Origin of the sequence: Massilia sp. YIM B02763, from assembly GCF_030412015.1 — a bacterium.
Classification (GTDB): Bacteria; Pseudomonadota; Gammaproteobacteria; order Burkholderiales; family Burkholderiaceae_D; genus Telluria.
Window position 1 is genome coordinate 262117 of the sequence record NZ_JASNRD010000003.1, and the last position, 19003, is coordinate 281119.

Genomic DNA, 19003 nt, shown 5'->3' on the forward strand with positions numbered 1-19003 from the left:
TGCGCAGGCAGGGGCCCAATGACGCGTACGGTAGCGCATGCAACATTGGGCCCCCGCCTGCGCGGGGGCGACGGCAACTTGAAAGCGTGTCCTGCGGCTGGCCACGCCCCCAATCGATTTACTTTCTGGAGACTAAAGAACCATGAGTGCTATCGTTGATATCATCGGCCGCGAAATCATCGACTCGCGCGGCAATCCGACCGTCGAGTGCGATGTGCTGCTGGAATCGGGCGTGATGGGCCGCGCCGCCGTACCGTCGGGCGCGTCGACCGGCTCGCGCGAAGCCATCGAACTGCGCGACGGCGATCCGAAGCGTTACTTCGGCAAGGGCGTCCTGCAGGCCTGCGAGAACATCAATACCGAAATCAGCGAAGCCATCATGGGCCTGGACGCCAACGAACAGGCATTCCTGGACCGCACCCTGATCGACCTGGACGGCACCGAGAACAAGAGCCGCCTGGGCGCGAACGCGATGCTGGCCGTCTCCATGGCCGTCGCCAAGGCCGCCGCCGAAGAAGCCGGCCTGCCCCTGTACCGCTACTTCGGCGGTTCGGGCGCGATGCAGATGCCGGTGCCGATGATGAACGTCATCAACGGCGGCGCGCACGCCGACAACAACCTGGACATCCAGGAATTCATGATCATCCCGGTCGGCGCCCCGTCGTTCAAGGAAGCCATCCGCTACGGCGCCGAGGTGTTCCATACCCTCAAGAAGATCCTGCACAGCAAGGGCCTGAACACGGCCGTCGGCGACGAAGGCGGCTTCGCCCCGTCGGTCGCGAACCATGAGGAAGCCATCAAGCTGATCATGCAGGCGATCGAGCAGGCCGGCTACGTGGCCGGCCAGGACATCGCCATCGGCCTGGACTGCGCCGCCAGCGAGTTCTACAAGGATGGCCAGTACGTGCTGGAAGGCGAAGGCGGCCTGAAGCTGTCGGCCCAGGACTTCACCAACATGCTGGCGACCTGGTGCGACAAGTACCCGATCATCTCGATCGAGGACGCGATGGCCGAAGGCGACTGGGACGGCTGGGCCACGCTGACGCAGGCGCTGGGCCGCAAGGTCCAGCTGGTGGGCGACGATTTGTTCGTCACCAACACCAAGATCCTGAAGGAAGGCATCCAGAAGGACATCGCCAACTCGATCCTCATCAAGATCAACCAGATCGGCACCCTGACCGAGACCTTCGCCGCCATCGAAATGGCCAAGCGCGCCGGCTACACCGCCGTCATCTCGCACCGTTCGGGCGAGACCGAGGACTCGACCATCGCCGACATCGCCGTCGGCATGAACGCCCTGCAGATCAAGACCGGCTCGCTGTCGCGTTCGGACCGCATGGCCAAGTACAACCAGTTGCTGCGCATCGAAGAAGACCTGGGCGACATCGCCAGCTACCCGGGCCGCGACGCGTTCTACAACCTGAAGTAATCGCTCGACCGGATGACGGGCGGCCCGGGCGGCATTGCCGTGCGGGCCGCTTTGCGCATCCACCCATGAACTTCCATGCGCATCATCACCCTTGCCCTTGCCGTCCTCCTGCTGCTGATCCAGTACCCCTTGTGGTTGGGGAAGGGCGGCTGGCTGGCCGTGGCCGACCTGGAGTCGCAGCTCGACGCCAGCCATGCCAAGACCGAACAGCTCATCGCGCGCAACGCCAAGCTCGAATCGGAAGTGCGCGACCTGCGCGACGGCCTGGGCGCCGTCGAGGAACGGGCGCGCTACGAGCTGGGCATGATCAAGTCGAACGAGATCTTCGTGCAGGTGCTGCGCAAGGACGAGAAGCCGGCCGTCATGATGACCGAGCCGCCGCCTCCGCCGCCGCAGAAGGACAAGAAGCAGCCGCAACGGCCGCTCGACGATTGATGCCGCGATTGATGCCCGGATTGATACGAGTTTGACACCATGAGCGACCTGCCGCCCTCGGATCCGGCCAGCCTCGACACGCTCGAGGCGATCGCCGCCTACCTGGCCGCCGCCTTCGAGTCGGGCGACGCCGATCTCATGGCCGACGCGCTGGCGAACGTGTCCCGCGCCGACGGCCTGGCGCACCTGGCCGCCGCTGCCGGCCTGCCGCGTGCCCAGCTCGCCGCGGCGCTCGCCGCCGGCGAGATGAGCCTCGATACCACCCTGGCGATCATGAAGGTGATCGACCTGCACCTGCCGCCGTCCACGCCGTCGGCGTAGGCATACCTCCCGCATGCCGCCGCGCCGGAGCAGGCGGCATGCATAGTTCGGCTCAGCGGCAGGCGTCCTGCTGCGGGAAGTAGCCCGGATCGAGCAGTCCCGGAATGGTTTCGCCTTCGACGACGACGATCTCGCCGATGCTTTGCGCGCGCGCGACGATGCGGTCGCCATTCGCCACGTGGCTGCCGACCAGCGCGATCGGACGATCGGCAAAGGTCGACGCGTGGCCCGCGCCCGAGACGATCACGCTCTCGCTGCCGTCCGGATAGCGCACCCGGTCGCCCACGCAGGCGACGCGAAAGTCGTCGGCCTGCTGGTCGTCGCCGGCAAGCACCACCTGGCCGCCGCGCCTGGTGCGCGAGCCGATGGTGGCGATGGGGTAGCGCGCGACGATGCGGCGCGAGGGTGGGGCGTCTGCCTTGGTGTTGTCGAGTACTGCCAGTGTGTCGCCGCAATCGATAGAGTCTGCCTGGTTCATTCCTGACCTCCACAAGATTGGAACAACCGGAGCCATGTCTGCTTGTATAAAAGCTACATCGTCCCGGTGCCACGTGCACGCATCCGTACACTGGCGCTTATTGGACCGTGCAATTGATTTTGGCCAATTGATGCAACTCAACTTGCTCGATGGCATTGTGCGAATAGAAATAGAAGGAAATTCTGACGGCATGATCAGAAACGACTGACCAACATCGCCGCGGTGCACGCATCGGTCATCCGTGCACTGCGTGCGGAAGCGAACCAAACTCTTCCGCACAGTTCGCTAGAATTCTGGAAAACATTGCCATTTCTACCACGATCGGATCCAGATGGCCCCAGAACTCACCCGCCTTGCGACAGGCATTCCCGAACTCGACGCCGTGCTGCGCGGCGGCCTGCTGCGCAACCGTATCCACCTGATCGAAGGCCGTCCGGGAACGGGCAAGACCACGCTCGGCCTGCGCTACCTGATCGAAGGTATCAAGGCCGGCGACAGCTGCCTTTACCTGACGTTGTCCGAAAGCGCCGACGAACTGCGCGCCACGGCGCATAACCACGGCTGGTCGCTGGACGGCATCGACCTCGTCGAGATGCTGCCCTTGCCCCCGGGTGCGCCGGCGCCGCAGACGATCCTGCTGCCGACCGAGAGCGAACTGTCGGAACTGGTGGACCGCCTGGCCGAGCGGGTCGAGCGGTCCGGCGCGGCGCGCGTCGTCATCGACTCGATGGTCGAGATCCGCCTGCTGGCGCGCGACAGCGCGCACTACCGGCGCCAGATCATCGCCTTGCGCCAGCGCCTGACGCAGATGGGCGCGAGCGTCCTGCTGCTCGACGACGTGACCAGCGACCCGCCCGACTTCGACCTGCAGAGCGCCGCGCACGGGGTCATCGCGCTCGAGCAGATGGAACGCAGCTTCGGCGCCGCGCGCCGGCGCCTGCGCGTGGTGAAGCTGCGCGGCGGCGATTTCCAGAGCGGCTGGCACGATTACGCGATCCTCACCGGCCAGGTGCTGGTCTTTCCCAGCCTGATCGCCCAGGAGCACCAGCGCGATTGCCCGGCCCTGGAAATCTGCAGCGGCATCGAGCGCTTCGATGCGCTGTTCGGCGGCCCGCTCACGGCCGGCAGCTCGACGATGATCCTGGGTCCGTCCGGCGTCGGCAAGACGACGCTGGCGCTGCAGTATGCGCTGGCCACGGTGCGCGCCGGCCACGACGTCGGCTACTTCAACTTCGACGAATCGGAAACGACGCTGCGTTCGCGCGTGGTGGCGCACATGGGAGAGGGTGAGGTCGAGAACGACGGCAGCAACGAGGACGGCGAGCACCCGCGCCACTTCCACCTGCGCCGCGTGAACCCGTCGCGCATCTCGCCGGGAGAATTCATCTGGAGCGTGCGCCGCCTGGTCGAGGACCGCAACGCGCGCCTGATCATCATCGACAGCATCAACTCCTACCTCGACATCATCCGCGAGGAAAAATCGCTGCTGCCGCAGATGCACGAGCTGTTTTCCTATCTCAGCAACATGAAGGTGATGGCGATCATCGTCGGCGCCCACTCGGCGCGGCTGGACACGTCGAAGGAGCCGGATGCGCTCAGCATCATCACCGACAACATCATTTCGCTGCGCTACTACGAGCGCGACAACGTCGTGCACAAGGCGATCTGCGTGTTGAAGAAGCGCCAGGGCAAGCATGCACCCGATATCCACGCCCTGGAATTGACCGAGGAAGGCGTGCGCATCGGCGCGCGCATCGACGTCGCCGACCGCGAGGCCGGCGCTTCTCCGCTTGAAGCGTGATACCGCCCACGTCGCCATCTTCGCCCCGGCCGCGGGCGATGCGGCCCTGCTGCGCGCGCTGCTCGACGGCGAAGGCGTCGCCTGGCAGGACTGCGCGGCGGCTGCCGATCTATATGCGGCCCTCGGCGACCATGCGCTGGCCGCGGTCGTCACCGAGGAAGGGCTCGCGCAGTGCTCGCCCGAAGCACTGGACGCCGCGCTGGGACGCCAGTCGCCCTGGTCCGACGTGCCGCTGCTGGTGCTCGCCGCCGTCGGCGCCGTGGACACCGACCGGTTCGCGCGCCTGGCCGGCATCGGCAACGTGACGCTGCTGGCGCGGCCGACGACGCGCCAGGCGCTGCTGATGGCGATCCGTTCGGCGCTGCGCACCCGGCGCCTGCAATTCGCGCTGCGCGACCGGCTGGAGGAACTGGGCAGCCAGGCCGGCGTGCTCGAACAGGCCGTGGCCGAGCGCACGGCCTCGCTGGAGCGCGAGGTGCAGGAACGGCGCCGCGTCGAACAGGCGCTGGCCGAGGCGCGCCGGCTCGAGTCGCTGGGGCGGCTGACCGGGGGCGTGGCCCACGACTTCAACAACATCCTGCAAGTCATCTCCGGCGGCGAGACCCTCGTGCGCATGCTGCTGGACAAGGACGCGCAGACGCGCGTCGGCCGGGCGCTGGACGGCATCCGCCGCGCCAGCGACCACGGCGCCGCGCTGACGCAGCAATTGCTGGCCTATGCGCGGCGCCAGCCGCTGGCCACCATCGTGCTGGACTTGCGCGCGCACTTGCGCGCCACGGCGGAACTGCTGCTGCGTACGCTCGGCGCCGAGCGCCGCCTGCGCACCCGCGTGGCGCCCGATACCTGGCCCGTGCTGGCCGACCCGACGCAACTCGATGCGGCGCTGCTGAATATCGCTGGCAATGCGCGCGACGCCATGCCGCGCGGCGGCATGCTGGAGCTGGCCGTGCGCAACTGGACCCTGCCCGATCCGGCCCTGCCGGAGGCCGGCCATCTGGCGGGCGATTTCGTCTGCGTCTGCCTGACCGACGACGGCGAAGGCATGTCCGAGGAGGTGGCGCGCCAGGCGTTCGAACCCTTCTTCACGACCAAGCCGGTCGGCAAGGGTACGGGCCTGGGGCTGTCGCAGGTCTACGGCTTCGCCATCCAGAGCCAGGGCTTCGCCTACATCCGGCGCGAACGCGTCGGCACCACGGTCGGCATCCTGCTGCCGCGCAGCAGCGCCCCGACGGGAGCGGCGGCCGCGCCGGAGCAGGGCGGGACCGCATCGCTGGACGGCATGCGCATCCTGTGCGTGGAGGACGATGCCGAGGTGGCGGAAACGACTGCGGCGCTGCTGCAGGGGCTGGGTGCCCGCGTGTCCGTGGCCGCCAGCGCCGACGCCGCGGTGGAGGCTGACCTGGCCGCCTTCGACGTGGTGCTGTCGGACGTGATGATGCCGGGTTTCATGGACGGCATCGACCTGGCGCGCTGGCTGGCGCAGCACCGTCCGGGGCTGCCGGTGGTGCTCGTCAGCGGCTATATGGTGGAGCCGGAGCGGCTGCAGTCGCTGGACGTGCAACTCGTGCGCAAGCCGTTCGCGCTCGATGCGCTGGCCGGCACCCTGCGCGCCGCGGCGGACGGCAGGGACGCGCGGCGCGAGCGCTGAGCGCGCGGGCGCTCCGTCACGCGACGGTGCCGTCGCGTTACAGGCCGCGATGATCAGCGTGGCAAGAAAAATGGATATGCTTGGGTGAAGGAATACGGCGTAAACGGAGTCGTCCCTGCGCAGGCAGGGACCCAATTTTGCATGCGTTGCAATGACGCGGACAGAACTTGGGTCCCTGCCTGCGCAGGGACGACATTGTCTGGCTGTACGGATTACGCCGACTGGCCGTTCTCCAGGAAGGAACGCAGCATCCACGCGTTCTTTTCATGGATTTCCATGCGGTCGCTCAGCATGCCGGCGCTCGGCTGGTCGTTGGCGGCATCGGCGATGCTGAAGGCGCTGCGTACGGTGCGGATCAGCGCTTCCTGGCCGTCGACCAGCTGGCGGATCATTTCCTGGGCGTTCGGCACGCCGGCTTCTTCCTTGATCGACGACAGTTCCACGAAGCGGGCATAGGTGCCCGGTGCGAAGTGGCCCAGCGCGCGGATGCGCTCGGCGATGTCGTCCAGCGCGTTCCACAGTTCGGTGTACTGGTCCTGGAAGGTCGTGTGCAGGGTCTGGAACATCGGGCCCGTCACGTTCCAGTGGAAGTTATGGGTCTTCAGGTACAGCATGTAGCTGTCTGCCAGCACGTGCGACAGGGCGTCGGCGATCTTTGCGCGGTCTTCGGTGGTAATGCCGATATTGATGTTCATCTTATGTTCTCCATAGCTTTGTTAATCCACAGCAGAAACGCTGCGTCGATGAATAACAGCTTAACATTGTTGGTAAAGTGATGCTGTTTATATTACCAATGCATAAGATAGGGTTTTTCGATGGCGCGGCGTTCGGCGAAAAAAAAGGTGGGCATGTAATGCCCACCCTGCGCTATTCCGCCCGTAGGGTGGGCACCACGTGCCCACCATGCCAGCGGCGACCGGTCAGTGCTTGACGTCCGACGCCGGCGCCACCGCATCCGCCGCGGTCTCGCTGGCGAAGAGCTGCGCGCAGTCGACGGCGTCGAAGCCGTAGTGCTTGCCGCAGAAGTCGCAGTTGATGCCCAGCTCGCCCAGGTCGTGCAGGGCGGATTCGACTTCTTCCCTGCCCAGCATCTTCAGCATGTTGCCGACCTTCTCGCGCGAGCAGGTGCAGTGGAATTCCGGATGCAGCGGGTCGAACACGCGGATCGTCTCTTCCCAGAACAGGCGCTTGAGCAGGGTTTCCACGTCGGTCGACAGCAGTTCTTCCTGCTTCAGCGTCTGGCCCAGCATCACGGCGCGGTTCCAGGTCTCGGCGTCTTCTTCCTCGCTGGCCTGCGCGACCTGGCCTTCGATATTGCTGTTGCGCGGCAGCTTCTGCAGCAGCAGGCCGCGCGCGACCTGGTCGTCCGCCGCCAGCCACAGCTTGGTGTCCATCTGTTCCGAGCGCAGCATGTAGTTCTCGATGATGGTGGCGATGTCCTCGCCCACCAGCGGCACCACGCCCTGGTACGGTTGCTGGCCCGGCACCTTGTCCTGCGGGTCGAGCGTGATCACGAAGCGGCCCTGGCCGCCGGCGTTCAGCAGTTCCTCGACCTTGGCATCGTCGGCCACGACGGCGCCGTCGCGCAGCTTGGCGGTGGCGCGCAGGTGCAGGTCGGCGTCGCAGTCGACCACCAGCAGTTTCACCGGGCCGTCGCCATGGATCTGCATGACGATCGAGCCGTTGAACTTCAGGTTGGCCGACAGCAGCGCGGCCGCGGCGACCATCTCGCCCAGCAGGGAGCGCACCGCCTTCGGGTAGTCGTGGCGCGACTGGATCTCGCGCCACGCGTTGGAAATCTCGACCAGCTCGCCGCGCACGGCGGCGTTGTCGAAGATGAATTTTTGCAGAGTGTCCTTGCTGGTATCAGTCGTCATTCTTTTATCCGATTTTCTTGAGTTCCGCCTTGTAGCGGTGGCCGCGCTCGACATAGCCGGCCGCAATGCTTTCCAGTTTGCCCAGGTCTTCCGCCGTCAGGGTGCGCGCGACCTTGGCCGGGCTGCCCAGGATCAGCGAGTTGTCCGGGAATTCCTTGCCTTCCGTGACCAGGGCGCCGGCCCCGATGAGGCAACCCTTGCCGATCCTTGCGCCGTTCAGCACCACGGCCTGGATGCCCACCAGCGTGCCGTCGCCGATGGTGCAGCCGTGCAGCATCGCCTGGTGGCCGACGGTGACGTTCTTGCCGAGCACGAGTGGAAAGCCCATGTCCGTATGCATCACGGTGCCTTCCTGCACATTGCTGTTTTCGCCGATCGTGATGCGCTCGTTGTCGCCGCGCAGCGTGGCACCGAACCACACCGAGGCATTCGCCTCGAGCGTCACCTTGCCGATCAGGTTGGCCGACTCGGCGACGTAGGCCGATGCATCGATCTCGGGCGCATGTTCGCCCAGCTGGTAAATCGCCATGGATGTGCTCGCGGAAGAAAGGTTGGAATACCGCTATTTTACGCCCTCGCGTCCGCATCCATCGGCAGACGGCGAAGATGGGGCCTCGCTGCGGGAATTCAAGCTTTGCGCTTATAATCCCAAAAGATCCGAACGACCGTACTATTTTAGCCAGCACAGGAAGCGCCATGAGACCGTCCCGTTCCGAATTCCTACCCGTCCGCGGCCTGCGCCTGCACGTGCGCCATTGGGGAGAGGAGGGCGCGCCGAAGCTGTTCATGGCGCACGGCTGGATGGACATGTCGGCGTCGTTCCAGTTCGTCGTCGACGCGCTGGCGGGCGACTGGCATGTGATCGCCCCTGACTGGCGCGGCTTCGGCCTGTCCGACCGTTCCGGCACGGACACCTACTGGTATCCGGACTACCTCGCCGACCTGGAGGCCATCCTCGACCATTATTCGCCGGACGCCCCGGTCGACCTGCTCGGCCACAGCATGGGCGGCAATATCGTCAGCCTGTATGCGGGCGTGCGCCCGCAGCGCATCGCGCGCCTGATCAACCTGGAAGGCTTCGGCCTGCCGGCGACCAGGCCGGAGCAGGCGCCCGGGCGCTATGCCAAGTGGCTGGACGAGTTGCGCACACCGCCGGCGATGCGGGGCTACGCCGACCTGGGCGAGGTGGCGGCGCGCCTGCAGAAGACCAATCCGCGCCTGTCCAACGCCCGCGCCGCCTTCCTCGCCGGGCATTGGGCGGCGCAAAACGCGGACGGCCTGTGGGAAATCCTGGGCGACCCCGCGCACAAGATGACGAACCCGCTGCTGTACCAAGCCGAGGAAGTGCTCGCCTGCTGGCGCCGCATCGCCGCGCCCGTGCTGTGGGTCGAGGCCGAGCACACGGACATGTGGCGCTGGATGGGACCGAAGGAACAGGCGCGCGCGGAAATCGACCGGCGCCTGGGCATGCTGCAGGACGTGACGCCGCATATGATGCCGGACGCGGGGCATATGCTGCACCATGACCAGCCGGAACGGCTGGCGCGCATGATCGAGGATTTTCTCGCTGCCTGACGGGTAGGGTGGACGGCTTGCCGTCCACGCGTTCAATCCGGGCAGGCATCGCCGTGCATCACGCTCTGGTCGGACGCGTGGACGGCGAAGCCGTCCACCCTGCCGGTCGGCTTGCCGTTGCGTATTTGGTAAGCCGTTCGCGGTTTTTGCGTTCCGCGTACAATGGTAGCCATGCTCAAAGTCGACCTTCACTGCCATTCCAACGTTTCCGACGGCGTGCTTGCGCCCGCCGCCGTGGCCGCCTACGCGCGCAAGGGCGGCGTCGATGCCTGGGCGCTGACCGACCACGACGAGGTCGGCGGCATCAAGGCCGCGCGGGCCCGGGCGCTGGAGCTGGGCATGCGCTTCGTGGCCGGCGTCGAGATCTCGATCACCTGGGCGAACGAGACGGTACACCTGGTCGGCCTGCAGGTCGACGAGGACAACGCCATCCTGAACCGGGGGCTGGCCGCGACCCGCGCGGGACGCGATGCGCGCGGCCGCGAGATCGCCGCGCAGCTCGAGCGCGCCGGCATCCCGAATGCCTACGAGGGCGCCGTCAAGTACGTGGGCAATCCGGACCTGCTGTCGCGCACCCACTTCGCGCGCTACCTGTGCGAAATCGGCGCCTGCGGCACGACGTCCGAAGTGTTCCGCAAATTCCTCACCGAGGGCCGGCCCGGCTACGTGCCGCACCGCTGGGCCACGCTGGCCGATGCGATGGGCTGGATCCGCGCCGCCGGCGGCATCCCCGTGATCGCCCACCCGGGCCGCTACCGCTTCGACGAGACGGCGGAGGGCGCGCTGTTCGACGAATTCCGCCAGCTGGGCGGCAACGCGATCGAGGTCGTCACGGGCAGCCACACGCCGGACCAGTACGCGATCTATGCCGAAAAGGCGCGCCGCTACGGCTTTCTGGCCTCGCGCGGCACGGATTTCCATGCGCCGGGGGAAGCGCGCGTCGAATTCGACAAGCTGCCGCCGCTGCCGGCGGGCCTCAAGCCCGTCTGGCACGACTGGTTCTAGGGAGCGAGCCTGGGCCCCTGCCTTCGCAGGGGCGACGGTCTGGCGCTTAGAGCTGTCTTAACGAAGCCGATCATCGCTTGAATTTCATCCATCATGGCCTTATCTTGACGGTCTGATAAGCAGTATCCGTCCGGAGGTTCGCCGCCATGAAACGCATCGTCCTGTTCCTCGCCACCAACCTCGCGGTGGTGCTCGTGCTGTCGGTCGTGCTGAACGTGCTGGGCGTCGCCCGTCCCGTGAGCGGCGCCGGCATCAACGTGCCCGCCTTGCTGGTGTTCTCGCTGGTCGTTGGCTTCACCGGCGCGATCATTTCCCTGTTGATGAGCAAACCCATGGCCAAGTGGTCCACGGGAGCGCGCGTCATCGACCAGCCGGCCAATGCGAGCGAGCTGTGGCTGGTGAACACGGTGCGCGCGCTGGCCGAGCGGGCCGGCATCGGCATGCCGGAAGTGGCCGTGTACGAGGGCGAACCGAATGCCTTCGCCACCGGCGCCTTCAAGAATTCCGCGCTGGTGGCCGTGTCCACGGGGCTGCTCGCCAACATGAACCGCGACGAGGTCGAGGCCGTGCTGGGCCACGAGGTCGCCCACGTCGCCAACGGCGACATGGTCACGCTGACGCTGATCCAGGGCGTCGTGAACACCTTCGTCGTGTTCCTCGCGCGCGTGGTCGGCTTCTTCGTCGACAATATGCTGTTCCGCAAGGGCGAGGACGACCGCGGTCCCGGCTTCGGCTACATGATCACCGTGTTCGTCTGCGAGATCGTGTTCGGCCTCGTGGCCTCGATCATCGTGGCCTGGTTCTCGCGCCAGCGCGAGTTCCGCGCCGACGCCGGCTCGGCACGGCTGCTGGGCAGCCCCGTGCCGATGCAGCATGCGCTGGCGCGCCTGGGCGGCATGCAGCCGGGCGGCTTGCCGCAATCGATGGCCGCTTCCGGCATTGCCGGCGGCGGTGGCGGCTGGGGCGCGCTGTTCGCCTCGCACCCGCCGATGGAAGAACGCATCGCGGCGCTGCAGGCGCTGCGCCAGACCAATTACGCGCGTTGAGCGCTTGCCCACACGATGAGCCAATATTTCGAGATCCACCCCGAGAATCCCCAACCGCGCCTGCTGCGCCAGGCGGCCCAGATCATCCAGTCGGGCGGCATCGTCGCCGCCCCCACCGATTCCGCGTATGCCCTCGTGTGCCGCCTCGACGACAAGGCGGCGGTCGAGCGGCTGCGCCGCATCCGCGGCGTCGACGAGAAGCACCACCTGACGCTGCTGGTGCGCGACCTGTCCGAGATCGCCCAGTACGCGCGCGTCGACAACCAGCAGTACCGCCAGCTGAAGGCCGTCACGCCGGGGCCGTTCACGATCATCCTGGAGGCGACGCGCGAGCTGCCGCGCCGCCTGTCGCACCCGCAGCGCAAGACGATCGGCATCCGCGTGCCGGAAAACACGATCCTGCTGGCGCTGCTGGACGAAGTGGGCGAACCGCTGATCGGCACCACGCTGCAGCTACCCGGCGACGACCACATGCTGTCCGACCCCGAGGAAGTGCAGGAGCGCCTGGGCAAGCAGATCGAGCTGGTGATCGACGGCGGCGCCGGCACGCTGGAGCCCACCACCATCGTCGACCTGACGGGGCCCGAGCCGGCGCTGCTGCGCGAGGGGCGGGGGGATCCGGCCGTGTTCGGGCTGTAAGTCGCGATATGTAAACTACACCGTCATTCCCGCGAAGGCGGGAATCCATGCTGATATGCCGAAGTCGACCTGCCGGACGATAGTGGCATCCTTGACATAGCGAATCCGGTTGCTCAGCATGGGTTCCCGCCTGCGCGGGAACGACATGGCTCTTTAGTTGCTTTTACTTACCACTTCTGGCTGTCCCGACCACGCCCTCTGATAGAATCGCAGAATGGATGAACTCATACGCAACCTAGCGGTCTACGCACTTCCCGTCCTCTTTGCGATCACGATGCACGATGCCGCCCAGGCATTCGTCGCCCGCCGCCTCGGAGACAACACCGCCCACGCCGCCGGCCGGACCACCCTGAATCCGCTGGCCCACATCGATCCCATCGGTACCGTCGTCATTCCCGCCGTCATGTATCTGATGACGAGCTTCGTGTTCGGCTATGCCAAGCCGCTGCCGCTGAACTACGGCCAGATGAAGCACCCGAAGCGCGACATGGCCTTCGTGGCGCTGGCCGGTCCGGGCGCCAACTTCCTGATGGCCTTCCTGTGGATGCTGCTGGCGATCTGCCTGCACGTGTTCGACGTCCAGGAAGATTTTCCGAACCTCGTGGCCAGCGCCGGCATCAAAACCAATCTGTGGCTGATGGCGTTCAACCTGCTGCCGATCCCGTCGATGGACGGCGGCCGCGTCGTGTTCAGCCTGCTGCCGCACAAGGCCGCCTACCAGTACGCGCGCCTGGAGCCGTACGGCTTCCTGATCCTGCTGGCGCTGATCCTGCTGAAGGTCGTCACCTACTGGCTGTTCTTCGTCGAGACGGTGGCCGGCATCGGGCTGCGGCTGCTGGCCATGCCGCTGCTGGCCCTGGTGGGCGGCAACTGAGCGGCACCGTTCGCATCGGGATACCACCATGAACCATCGTTTCGAAGACGCATCCCCCTGGGTGCGGCGCTGGGCCCCGCTCATCCGGCAGGGCGAAGTGCTCGACCTGGCCTGCGGCAGCGGCCGCCACGCGCGCCTGCTGGCGTCGCTGGGCCACGTCGTGATCGCCCTCGACCGCGACCGCGAGGCCCTGGCCGCCGCGGCCGGCGAGAACATCGAACCCGTCGAGTACGACGTCGAGGCCCCCGGCAACCCGTGGCCGTTCGCGCCGCGCAGCCTGGCCGGCATCGTCGTCACCAACTACCTGCACCGTCCGCTGTTCGGCGCGCTGGCGGCCTCGCTGGCGCCGGACGGCGTGCTGATCTACGAAACCTTCGCGCGCGGGAACGAAACCTTCGGCAAGCCGTCGAATCCGGACTTCCTGCTCATGCCGGGCGAGCTGCTCGGCCTGGCCGGACGGGGCGGCCTGCGCGTCGTCGCGTTCGAGGATGGGGTGGTGCAAGGACCGCGTCCGGCGCGCCTGCAGCGCCTGTGCGCCGTGGGCCAGGGCTTCGACCCGGCGACGGCCCGGCTCGACCATTTATCTGGCGCGGAATGAACCATAACCGCGGGCTATCCGCTACAATCCAATTTTTATTTATTAACGGCACGGTCCAGAGATATGATTAAGGGCAGCATAGTAGCACTCGTCACTCCGATGTTCGAGGACGGCAGTCTGGACAGGGACACCCTGCGCAAACTGATCGACTGGCACGTCGCGGAAGGCACGGACGGCATCGTCATCGTCGGCACCACCGGCGAATCGGCCACCGTCAGCCCGGAGGAACACTGCGAACTGGTCAAGCTGGCGGTCGAGCACGTGGCCGGCCGCATCCCGGTGATCGCCGGTACCGGCGGCAATTCCACTGCGGAAGCGATCGCGCTGACCCGTCATGCCAAGGACGTGGGCGCCGACGCCACCCTGCAGGTGGTCCCGTACTACAACCGGCCGACCCAGGAAGGCATGTACCGCCACTTCAAGGCGATCGCGGAAGCGGTCGACCTGCCGGTGATCCTGTACAACGTGCCGGGCCGTACCGTGGCCGACATGAGCAACGAGACGGTGCTGCGCCTGGCGCCGATCGACAATATCGTCGGCATCAAGGATGCGACCGGCAATATCGGCCGCGGCATCGAGCTGCTGCGCGAAGTCGACCGTTCCTTCGCCGGCAACAAGCCGTTCGGCGTGTACTCGGGCGACGACGCGACCGCGATCGCGCTGATGTTCTGCGGCGGCGCCGGCAATATCTCGGTGACGGCCAACGTGGCGCCGCGCGCCATGCACGAACTGTGCGAGGCGGCGATGGCGGGCCAGATCGGCCGCGCCACCGAGATCAACAACCGCGTGCTGGCGCTGCACGGCAAGCTGTTCATCGAACCGAATCCGGTGCCGGTGAAATGGGCGCTGGCCGAGATGGGCAAGATGCCGGCCGGACTGCGCCTGCCGCTGGCGCCGCTGTCCGCGCAATACCACGACACGGTCCGCGCCGCGCTGCGCGAAGCCGGCGTCCTTTGATGAACGGTCTTCGGACCCTGGATCTGCCTTACCCGCTTTAACATATGACCAATCGCAAGACTATGACCCGCACCGTGGCGCTGACCGCCATGGCACTCGCCCTGGCAGCGTGCACGACCGTGTTCGAATCGGACAAAGTGGATTACAAGGCCGCGAAGAAGGCCGCCCCGCTGGACATCCCGCCCGACCTGACCCAGCTCCAGAAGGATAACCGCTACGCCGTGCCGGATGGCCGCGGCGTCGCCACCGCCTCCGGCTACCAGCAGCAGCACAGCGCCCAGGCGCCGGGCCTGCCGGCGGCCAGCGAGCAGGTCGGCCAGGTGTCGACCGATGCCGTGCGCATCGAGCGCCAGGGCAACCAGCGCTGGCTCGTGGTCAAGCAGACGCCGGAGCAGCTGTGGCCGCAGCTGCAGGAATTCTGGGCCAACTCCGGCTTCACGGTGGAAACCGAGTCGCAGCAGACCGGCATCATGGAAACCAACTGGGCCGAGAACCGCGCCAAGATTCCGCAGGACTTCATCCGCCGCACCATCGGCAAGGTGTTCGACTCGGCCTACTCGACGGGCGAGCGCGACAAGTTCCGCACCCGCCTGGAACGCCGTGCGGACGGCTCGACCGAGGTCTACATCAGCCACCGCGGCGCCGAGGAAGTGCTGGTCGGCCAGCAGAACGAATCGACCACCTGGACCGCCCGTCCGAACGATCCGGAACTGGAAGCCGAATTCCTGAGCCGCCTGATGGCCCAGCTGACCGGCACCAAGGTCAAGGAAGCCAGCGCCTTCGTCGCCAATGCGCCGATGGAAGCGCAGCACGCCAAGCTGGAAGGCAACAAGGTCGTCGTCGACGAAGGCTTCGACCGCGCCTGGCGCCGCGTCGGCCTGGCGCTGGACCGTGTCGGCTTCACCGTGGAAGACCGCGACCGCGTGCAGGGCATCTATTTCGTACGCTACGTCGATCCGGACGCGGTCAAGAAGGAAGGCTTCTTCAGCAAGCTGTTCGGCAACGAGGACAAGAACAAGGAAGCGCAGAAGTACCGCGTGCTCGTCTCGGCCGTGCAGGGCGCGACCACCAGCGACGTGACCGTCCAGACCAACGACGGCAAGCCGGAAACGTCGCCGACTGGCGCCAAGATCCTGAAGCTGCTGGCGGACGAGCTGAAATAATCTCGCTGTTGCTTCATACGAAAAACCGGCCCGTGAGGCCGGTTTTTTTATTGGTAGGGTGGACGGCTCTGCCGTCCACGCGTTCAACCCCGGTTTGAATTGCCGTGCGGCCGCTCACGCTGCTCGACATTGCCGTGCGGCCGCCCATGCGCTGCTCGACATCGCGGTGCGGCCGCTCATAGGTTGCTTGAACGCGTGGACGGGGAACCCGTCCACCCTACGTAATTCGACCTCTGGACGAAAAAAAACCGGCCCGAAGGCCGGTTTCTTTTTCGACCGGAGTCGAATTACTTGGTTGCCGGAGCAGCAGCAGCCGAAGCGGCGTCAGCAGCAGCCGAAGCAGCCGAAGCGGCAGCCGAAGCGGCCGAAGCAGCAGCGTCAGCGGCAGCCGGAGCGGCCGGGGCGGTTGCGTCAGCAGCCGGAGCGACCGGAGCAGCGGTGGTGTCGGCAGCCGGAGCAGCCGGAGCAGCGGTTTCAGCAGCCGGAGCGGCCGGAGCGGCTTCTTCTTTCTTCGAGCAAGCAGCCAGAGCAACAGCCAGCAGGGAAACGATCAGCAGAGATTTTTTCATGGTTTTTTCCTTAATATTCAAAAGGTGGTGCGATGAATAATTACCGGTAATTATCGCTCGTCAGGAATTCTCGTAGCTATTTATACTTTGAAAAAGTGCCTACAGACAACGGGAACCTTCCTAGCGCGATATTATAGCCAAATTTACTGAATCGCAATAGAAAACTCGTGTCAAGCTGTAACTATTGCCGGAACGCCCAAGCTTCATATTGTTACAAGATGTGACCGCCTGTCAGGGCGCTGTTTTTCATAGGAAAAATGGCAAAAACGCTGTCTTCAGAGACCCGTCGTGGACGCCTGCAAACCGGGCAGCGACTCGCTCCAGATCGCCGTAAAACGGGCGCGTGGAACTTCGGTTTCTTGAGGTGCGTCAAAGGCCGCTTCGCCCCGCAGATGGGCACTGTGGAAGCGGCGCACGACGTGCAGGTCGTCGGCGATGCAGAAGGAGTCGCTCAGCTCGCGCAGGTGGCGCGGCGTCGTCCGGCACGCGACCGCATGCGAAAAATCGTGCAGCAGGCGGACGAAGCGGGGAGCCTCGCGTTCCAGCCATCCGCTGGAATGGACGGCCACGCGCAGCTGGCCGCCGCCGCGCAGGAAGCGGCGCAGTTCGGCATCGGCATCCGCCGTGCCGAGCAGGAACAGCGCGCCATCGGGATCGAACAGGTCGAGCGTGGCGCGCGCCTGGGCGAATGCCGCGCGCAGGTGCGCCTGGAACGCGGCGCGGGTGTCGAAACGCTGGATCGCCGGCTCGACCATGTCCGACCCGTCCCGTCAGCCCAGTTCGAGCCAGCCGTCCGAGTACCAGGTGTACAGCGCGTCCAGCACGTCGTCCGAGGCCTGGTCGAGCATGGCGCCGTCCAGGCCGCGCTCGTTGGCCAGCACGTCCAGCACGACCTTGTCGGCGCGGCCGACGGCGAACGACTCGCCGTTGATGAACACGTTCTTGCCGCGGTACAGCATCAGCGTCTTGGGCGACAGTTTCAGGCCGCGCTTGGCCGCCTGTTCCATGAAGCGGCCCACCGTCAGCGGCTTGGCGACGGGGGTGAAGAACACGTTGTGCTTCGGTTCGGACAGGTATTCGCCCAGGAAGATGGTGACGTCTTCCTCGTCCCAGCGCACCTTGTTGAGCTCTTCCGTGACGGTGGCGAGCATGTCGCGCGGGATCTCGGCCGGGTTCTTGGCCGGCGTCAGCTGCGGATCGGCATAACGGCCCGGCAGGTCGATCGAGTCGGCCATGAATTGCAGGAAGGCTTCGCCCAGTTCCTGGAACGACGGCGAGCGGAAACCGATCGAATAGGTCATGCACTCGCCTTCGGCCACGCCGTCGTGGGCGTAATGCGGCGGCAGGTACAGCATGTCGCCCGGCTCCAGCACGAACTCTTCTTCCGGTTCGAAGTTCGCCAGGATCTTCAGCGGCACGCCCTCGACCAGCGTCAGGTCCTGCTGCGCGCCGATGCGCCAGCGCCGCTTGCCCTGCGCCTGCAGCAGGAACACGTCGTAGGAATCGAAATGCGGGCCGACGCCGCCGCCGTCGGTGGCGAAGCTGACCATGAGGTCGTCCAGTCGCGCATCCGGCGCGAAGCGGAACTGGCGCAGCAGCGCATCCGCCTTCGGCTCGTGCAGGTTGATGCCTTGCACCAGCATCGTCCATTCGCGCTGGGTGCGCGGGGGCAGTTCGGTCAGCGGACCGTGCTGCATGTCCCACTGCCCATCGGCCAGGGTGACGAGGCGGGATTCGACGTGGTTCTGCCGGGCCAGTTCGGCGAGTTTCTCGAACTTGAGCAGCGGCTTGAAATTGGGGATCGCCTGGCGGATCAGGAGCGGTTTCTTGTGCCAGTAATCCCGCAGGAACTGGGCGGGAGTAATGTTCCCGAGGAGCTGAAGTTTTTGCATGCGCCATTATACCCATGGGCGGGGCGGGGAAAAACGGTGATGGGGGTATAATCGGACCCTTACCCACGAAAGGAAGCGCAATGAAGATTGCCAAGAACACGGTTGTGTCGGTGAACTACAAGTTGTCCGACGCCCAGAACAACCTGATCGAAGACGGCGCCCAGCCGATGGTCTACCTGCACGGTGGTTACGAGAACACGCTGCCGAAGATCGAAGAAGAGCTGGACGGCAAGGATGTGGGCTACACGTCGACCATCCAGATCGAGCCGGACGATGCGTTCGGCGACTACGACCCGAACCTGGTGAAGGTCGAGGACCGCAAGCGCCTGCCGGAACCGATCGAAGTCGGCATGCAGTTCGAAGGCGTGGCCGAAGGCGGCGACGACGAGCCGGTGATCTTCACCGTGACCGACGTGGCGGACGACAAGGTCGTGCTCGACGGCAACCACCCGCTGGCCGGCATGGCACTGCGCTTCGAACTGTCGGTGATCGACGTGCGCGAAGCGACCGCGGAAGAAGTGGCCCACGGCCACGTGCACGGCGCCCACGGCCACCACGGCCATGCGCACGACGAGATCGAGGACAGCGAGCCGGGCGACCATTTCCGTAGCCAGCCGCTGCAGTAATACGTAGTACGGAACACTAACAACGTCGTCCCTGCGCAGGCAGGGACCCGATTTCCGAGCATTGACGCGA

Annotated in this window: 21 protein-coding genes; 14 read left to right on the plus strand and 7 right to left on the minus strand. The window is 65.9% G+C overall.

Annotated features, from left to right (window positions below; translation table 11 throughout):
• The first annotated feature begins 142 nt into the window (after positions 1-142).
• The 3 genes from eno (at position 143) to QPK32_RS06790 (ending at position 2185) form a co-directional block, all read left to right on the plus strand.
• A complete protein-coding gene (gene eno, locus QPK32_RS06780; RefSeq protein ID WP_290412020.1) occupies positions 143-1429 on the plus strand; it encodes a phosphopyruvate hydratase in 1287 nt (428 codons plus the stop codon).
• Positions 1430-1504: 75 nt separating this feature from the next.
• Positions 1505-1864 carry a cell division protein FtsB gene (ftsB, locus tag QPK32_RS06785; protein WP_290412021.1) on the plus strand — a complete coding sequence of 120 codons (360 nt, stop codon included), beginning with the start codon at positions 1505-1507 and terminating at the stop codon, positions 1862-1864.
• A 39-nt stretch (positions 1865-1903) separates the two neighbouring features.
• Positions 1904-2185, plus strand: coding sequence for a hypothetical protein (locus QPK32_RS06790; RefSeq protein ID WP_290412022.1), 282 nt, complete (start codon positions 1904-1906; stop codon positions 2183-2185).
• A gap of 52 nt (positions 2186-2237) precedes the next feature.
• Here the strand turns inward: QPK32_RS06790 and QPK32_RS06795 are convergent, their stop codons facing one another.
• A complete protein-coding gene (locus QPK32_RS06795) occupies positions 2238-2663 on the minus strand; it encodes a PAAR domain-containing protein (protein ID WP_290412023.1) in 426 nt (141 codons plus the stop codon).
• Positions 2664-2994: 331 nt separating this feature from the next.
• Between QPK32_RS06795 and QPK32_RS06800 the strand changes: the two genes are divergently transcribed.
• Positions 2995-4464, plus strand: a complete 1470-nt coding sequence (locus tag QPK32_RS06800; protein WP_290412024.1) for an ATPase domain-containing protein — start codon at positions 2995-2997, stop codon at positions 4462-4464.
• Positions 4454-6112 (plus strand): response regulator, encoded by a 1659-nt coding sequence (locus tag QPK32_RS06805; RefSeq protein WP_290412025.1) that lies wholly within the window; start codon positions 4454-4456, stop codon positions 6110-6112. The genes QPK32_RS06800 and QPK32_RS06805 overlap by 11 nt, the downstream gene beginning before the upstream one ends.
• Positions 6113-6324: 212 nt before the next feature.
• Here the strand turns inward: QPK32_RS06805 and QPK32_RS06810 are convergent, their stop codons facing one another.
• The 3 genes from QPK32_RS06810 to QPK32_RS06820 all read right to left on the minus strand — a co-directional run bounded on the left by QPK32_RS06810 (position 6325) and on the right by QPK32_RS06820 (position 8518).
• Positions 6325-6807, minus strand: coding sequence for a Dps family protein (locus QPK32_RS06810; protein WP_290412026.1), 483 nt, complete (start codon positions 6805-6807; stop codon positions 6325-6327).
• 225 nt (positions 6808-7032) lie between these two features.
• Entirely contained in the window at positions 7033-7989 is a 957-nt protein-coding gene (gene hslO / locus QPK32_RS06815; protein WP_290412027.1) for an Hsp33 family molecular chaperone HslO, read from the minus strand.
• Between the two features lie 4 nt (positions 7990-7993).
• Complete coding sequence (locus tag QPK32_RS06820) at positions 7994-8518, minus strand: gamma carbonic anhydrase family protein (RefSeq protein WP_290412028.1); 525 nt, start codon at positions 8516-8518, stop codon at positions 7994-7996.
• A 167-nt stretch (positions 8519-8685) separates the two neighbouring features.
• Here QPK32_RS06820 and QPK32_RS06825 point away from each other — a divergent pair, with 167 nt between their 5' ends.
• From QPK32_RS06825 to bamC, 8 genes are all read left to right on the plus strand, one after another.
• Positions 8686-9564 (plus strand): alpha/beta fold hydrolase, encoded by an 879-nt coding sequence (locus tag QPK32_RS06825; protein WP_290412029.1) that lies wholly within the window; start codon positions 8686-8688, stop codon positions 9562-9564.
• A 171-nt stretch (positions 9565-9735) separates the two neighbouring features.
• The gene (locus tag QPK32_RS06830) at positions 9736-10569 is read left to right on the plus strand and encodes a 3',5'-nucleoside bisphosphate phosphatase (RefSeq protein ID WP_290412030.1); all 834 of its coding nucleotides are present in this window, start codon (positions 9736-9738) and stop codon (positions 10567-10569) included.
• Positions 10570-10715: 146 nt separating this feature from the next.
• Positions 10716-11615, plus strand: a complete 900-nt coding sequence (htpX, locus tag QPK32_RS06835) for a protease HtpX (RefSeq protein WP_290412031.1) — start codon at positions 10716-10718, stop codon at positions 11613-11615.
• A 15-nt stretch (positions 11616-11630) separates the two neighbouring features.
• Complete coding sequence (locus tag QPK32_RS06840; protein ID WP_290412032.1) at positions 11631-12254, plus strand: L-threonylcarbamoyladenylate synthase; 624 nt, start codon at positions 11631-11633, stop codon at positions 12252-12254.
• Positions 12255-12468: 214 nt separating this feature from the next.
• Complete coding sequence (locus QPK32_RS06845) at positions 12469-13128, plus strand: site-2 protease family protein (protein ID WP_290412033.1); 660 nt, start codon at positions 12469-12471, stop codon at positions 13126-13128.
• Between the two features lie 28 nt (positions 13129-13156).
• Complete coding sequence (locus QPK32_RS06850) at positions 13157-13726, plus strand: bifunctional 2-polyprenyl-6-hydroxyphenol methylase/3-demethylubiquinol 3-O-methyltransferase UbiG (RefSeq protein ID WP_290412034.1); 570 nt, start codon at positions 13157-13159, stop codon at positions 13724-13726.
• Between the two features lie 63 nt (positions 13727-13789).
• A complete protein-coding gene (gene dapA, locus QPK32_RS06855; RefSeq protein ID WP_290412035.1) occupies positions 13790-14683 on the plus strand; it encodes a 4-hydroxy-tetrahydrodipicolinate synthase in 894 nt (297 codons plus the stop codon).
• A 62-nt stretch (positions 14684-14745) separates the two neighbouring features.
• Complete coding sequence (bamC, locus tag QPK32_RS06860; RefSeq protein WP_290412036.1) at positions 14746-15846, plus strand: outer membrane protein assembly factor BamC; 1101 nt, start codon at positions 14746-14748, stop codon at positions 15844-15846.
• A 287-nt stretch (positions 15847-16133) separates the two neighbouring features.
• Here the strand turns inward: bamC and QPK32_RS06865 are convergent, their stop codons facing one another.
• The 3 genes from QPK32_RS06865 to QPK32_RS06875 form a co-directional block, all read right to left on the minus strand.
• Positions 16134-16415, minus strand: coding sequence for a hypothetical protein (locus tag QPK32_RS06865; RefSeq protein ID WP_290412037.1), 282 nt, complete (start codon positions 16413-16415; stop codon positions 16134-16136).
• 275 nt (positions 16416-16690) lie between these two features.
• On the minus strand, positions 16691-17170 hold the full coding sequence (locus QPK32_RS06870) for a hypothetical protein (protein WP_290412038.1): 480 nt from the start codon (positions 17168-17170) through the stop codon (positions 16691-16693).
• Between the two features lie 15 nt (positions 17171-17185).
• Positions 17186-18307: a cupin domain-containing protein gene (locus tag QPK32_RS06875; RefSeq protein ID WP_290412039.1), complete on the minus strand. Its 1122-nt coding sequence runs from the start codon at positions 18305-18307 to the stop codon at positions 17186-17188.
• An 80-nt stretch (positions 18308-18387) separates the two neighbouring features.
• Here QPK32_RS06875 and QPK32_RS06880 point away from each other — a divergent pair, with 80 nt between their 5' ends.
• Complete coding sequence (locus QPK32_RS06880; RefSeq protein WP_290412040.1) at positions 18388-18933, plus strand: peptidylprolyl isomerase; 546 nt, start codon at positions 18388-18390, stop codon at positions 18931-18933.
• The last annotated feature ends 70 nt before the right edge of the window (positions 18934-19003 follow it).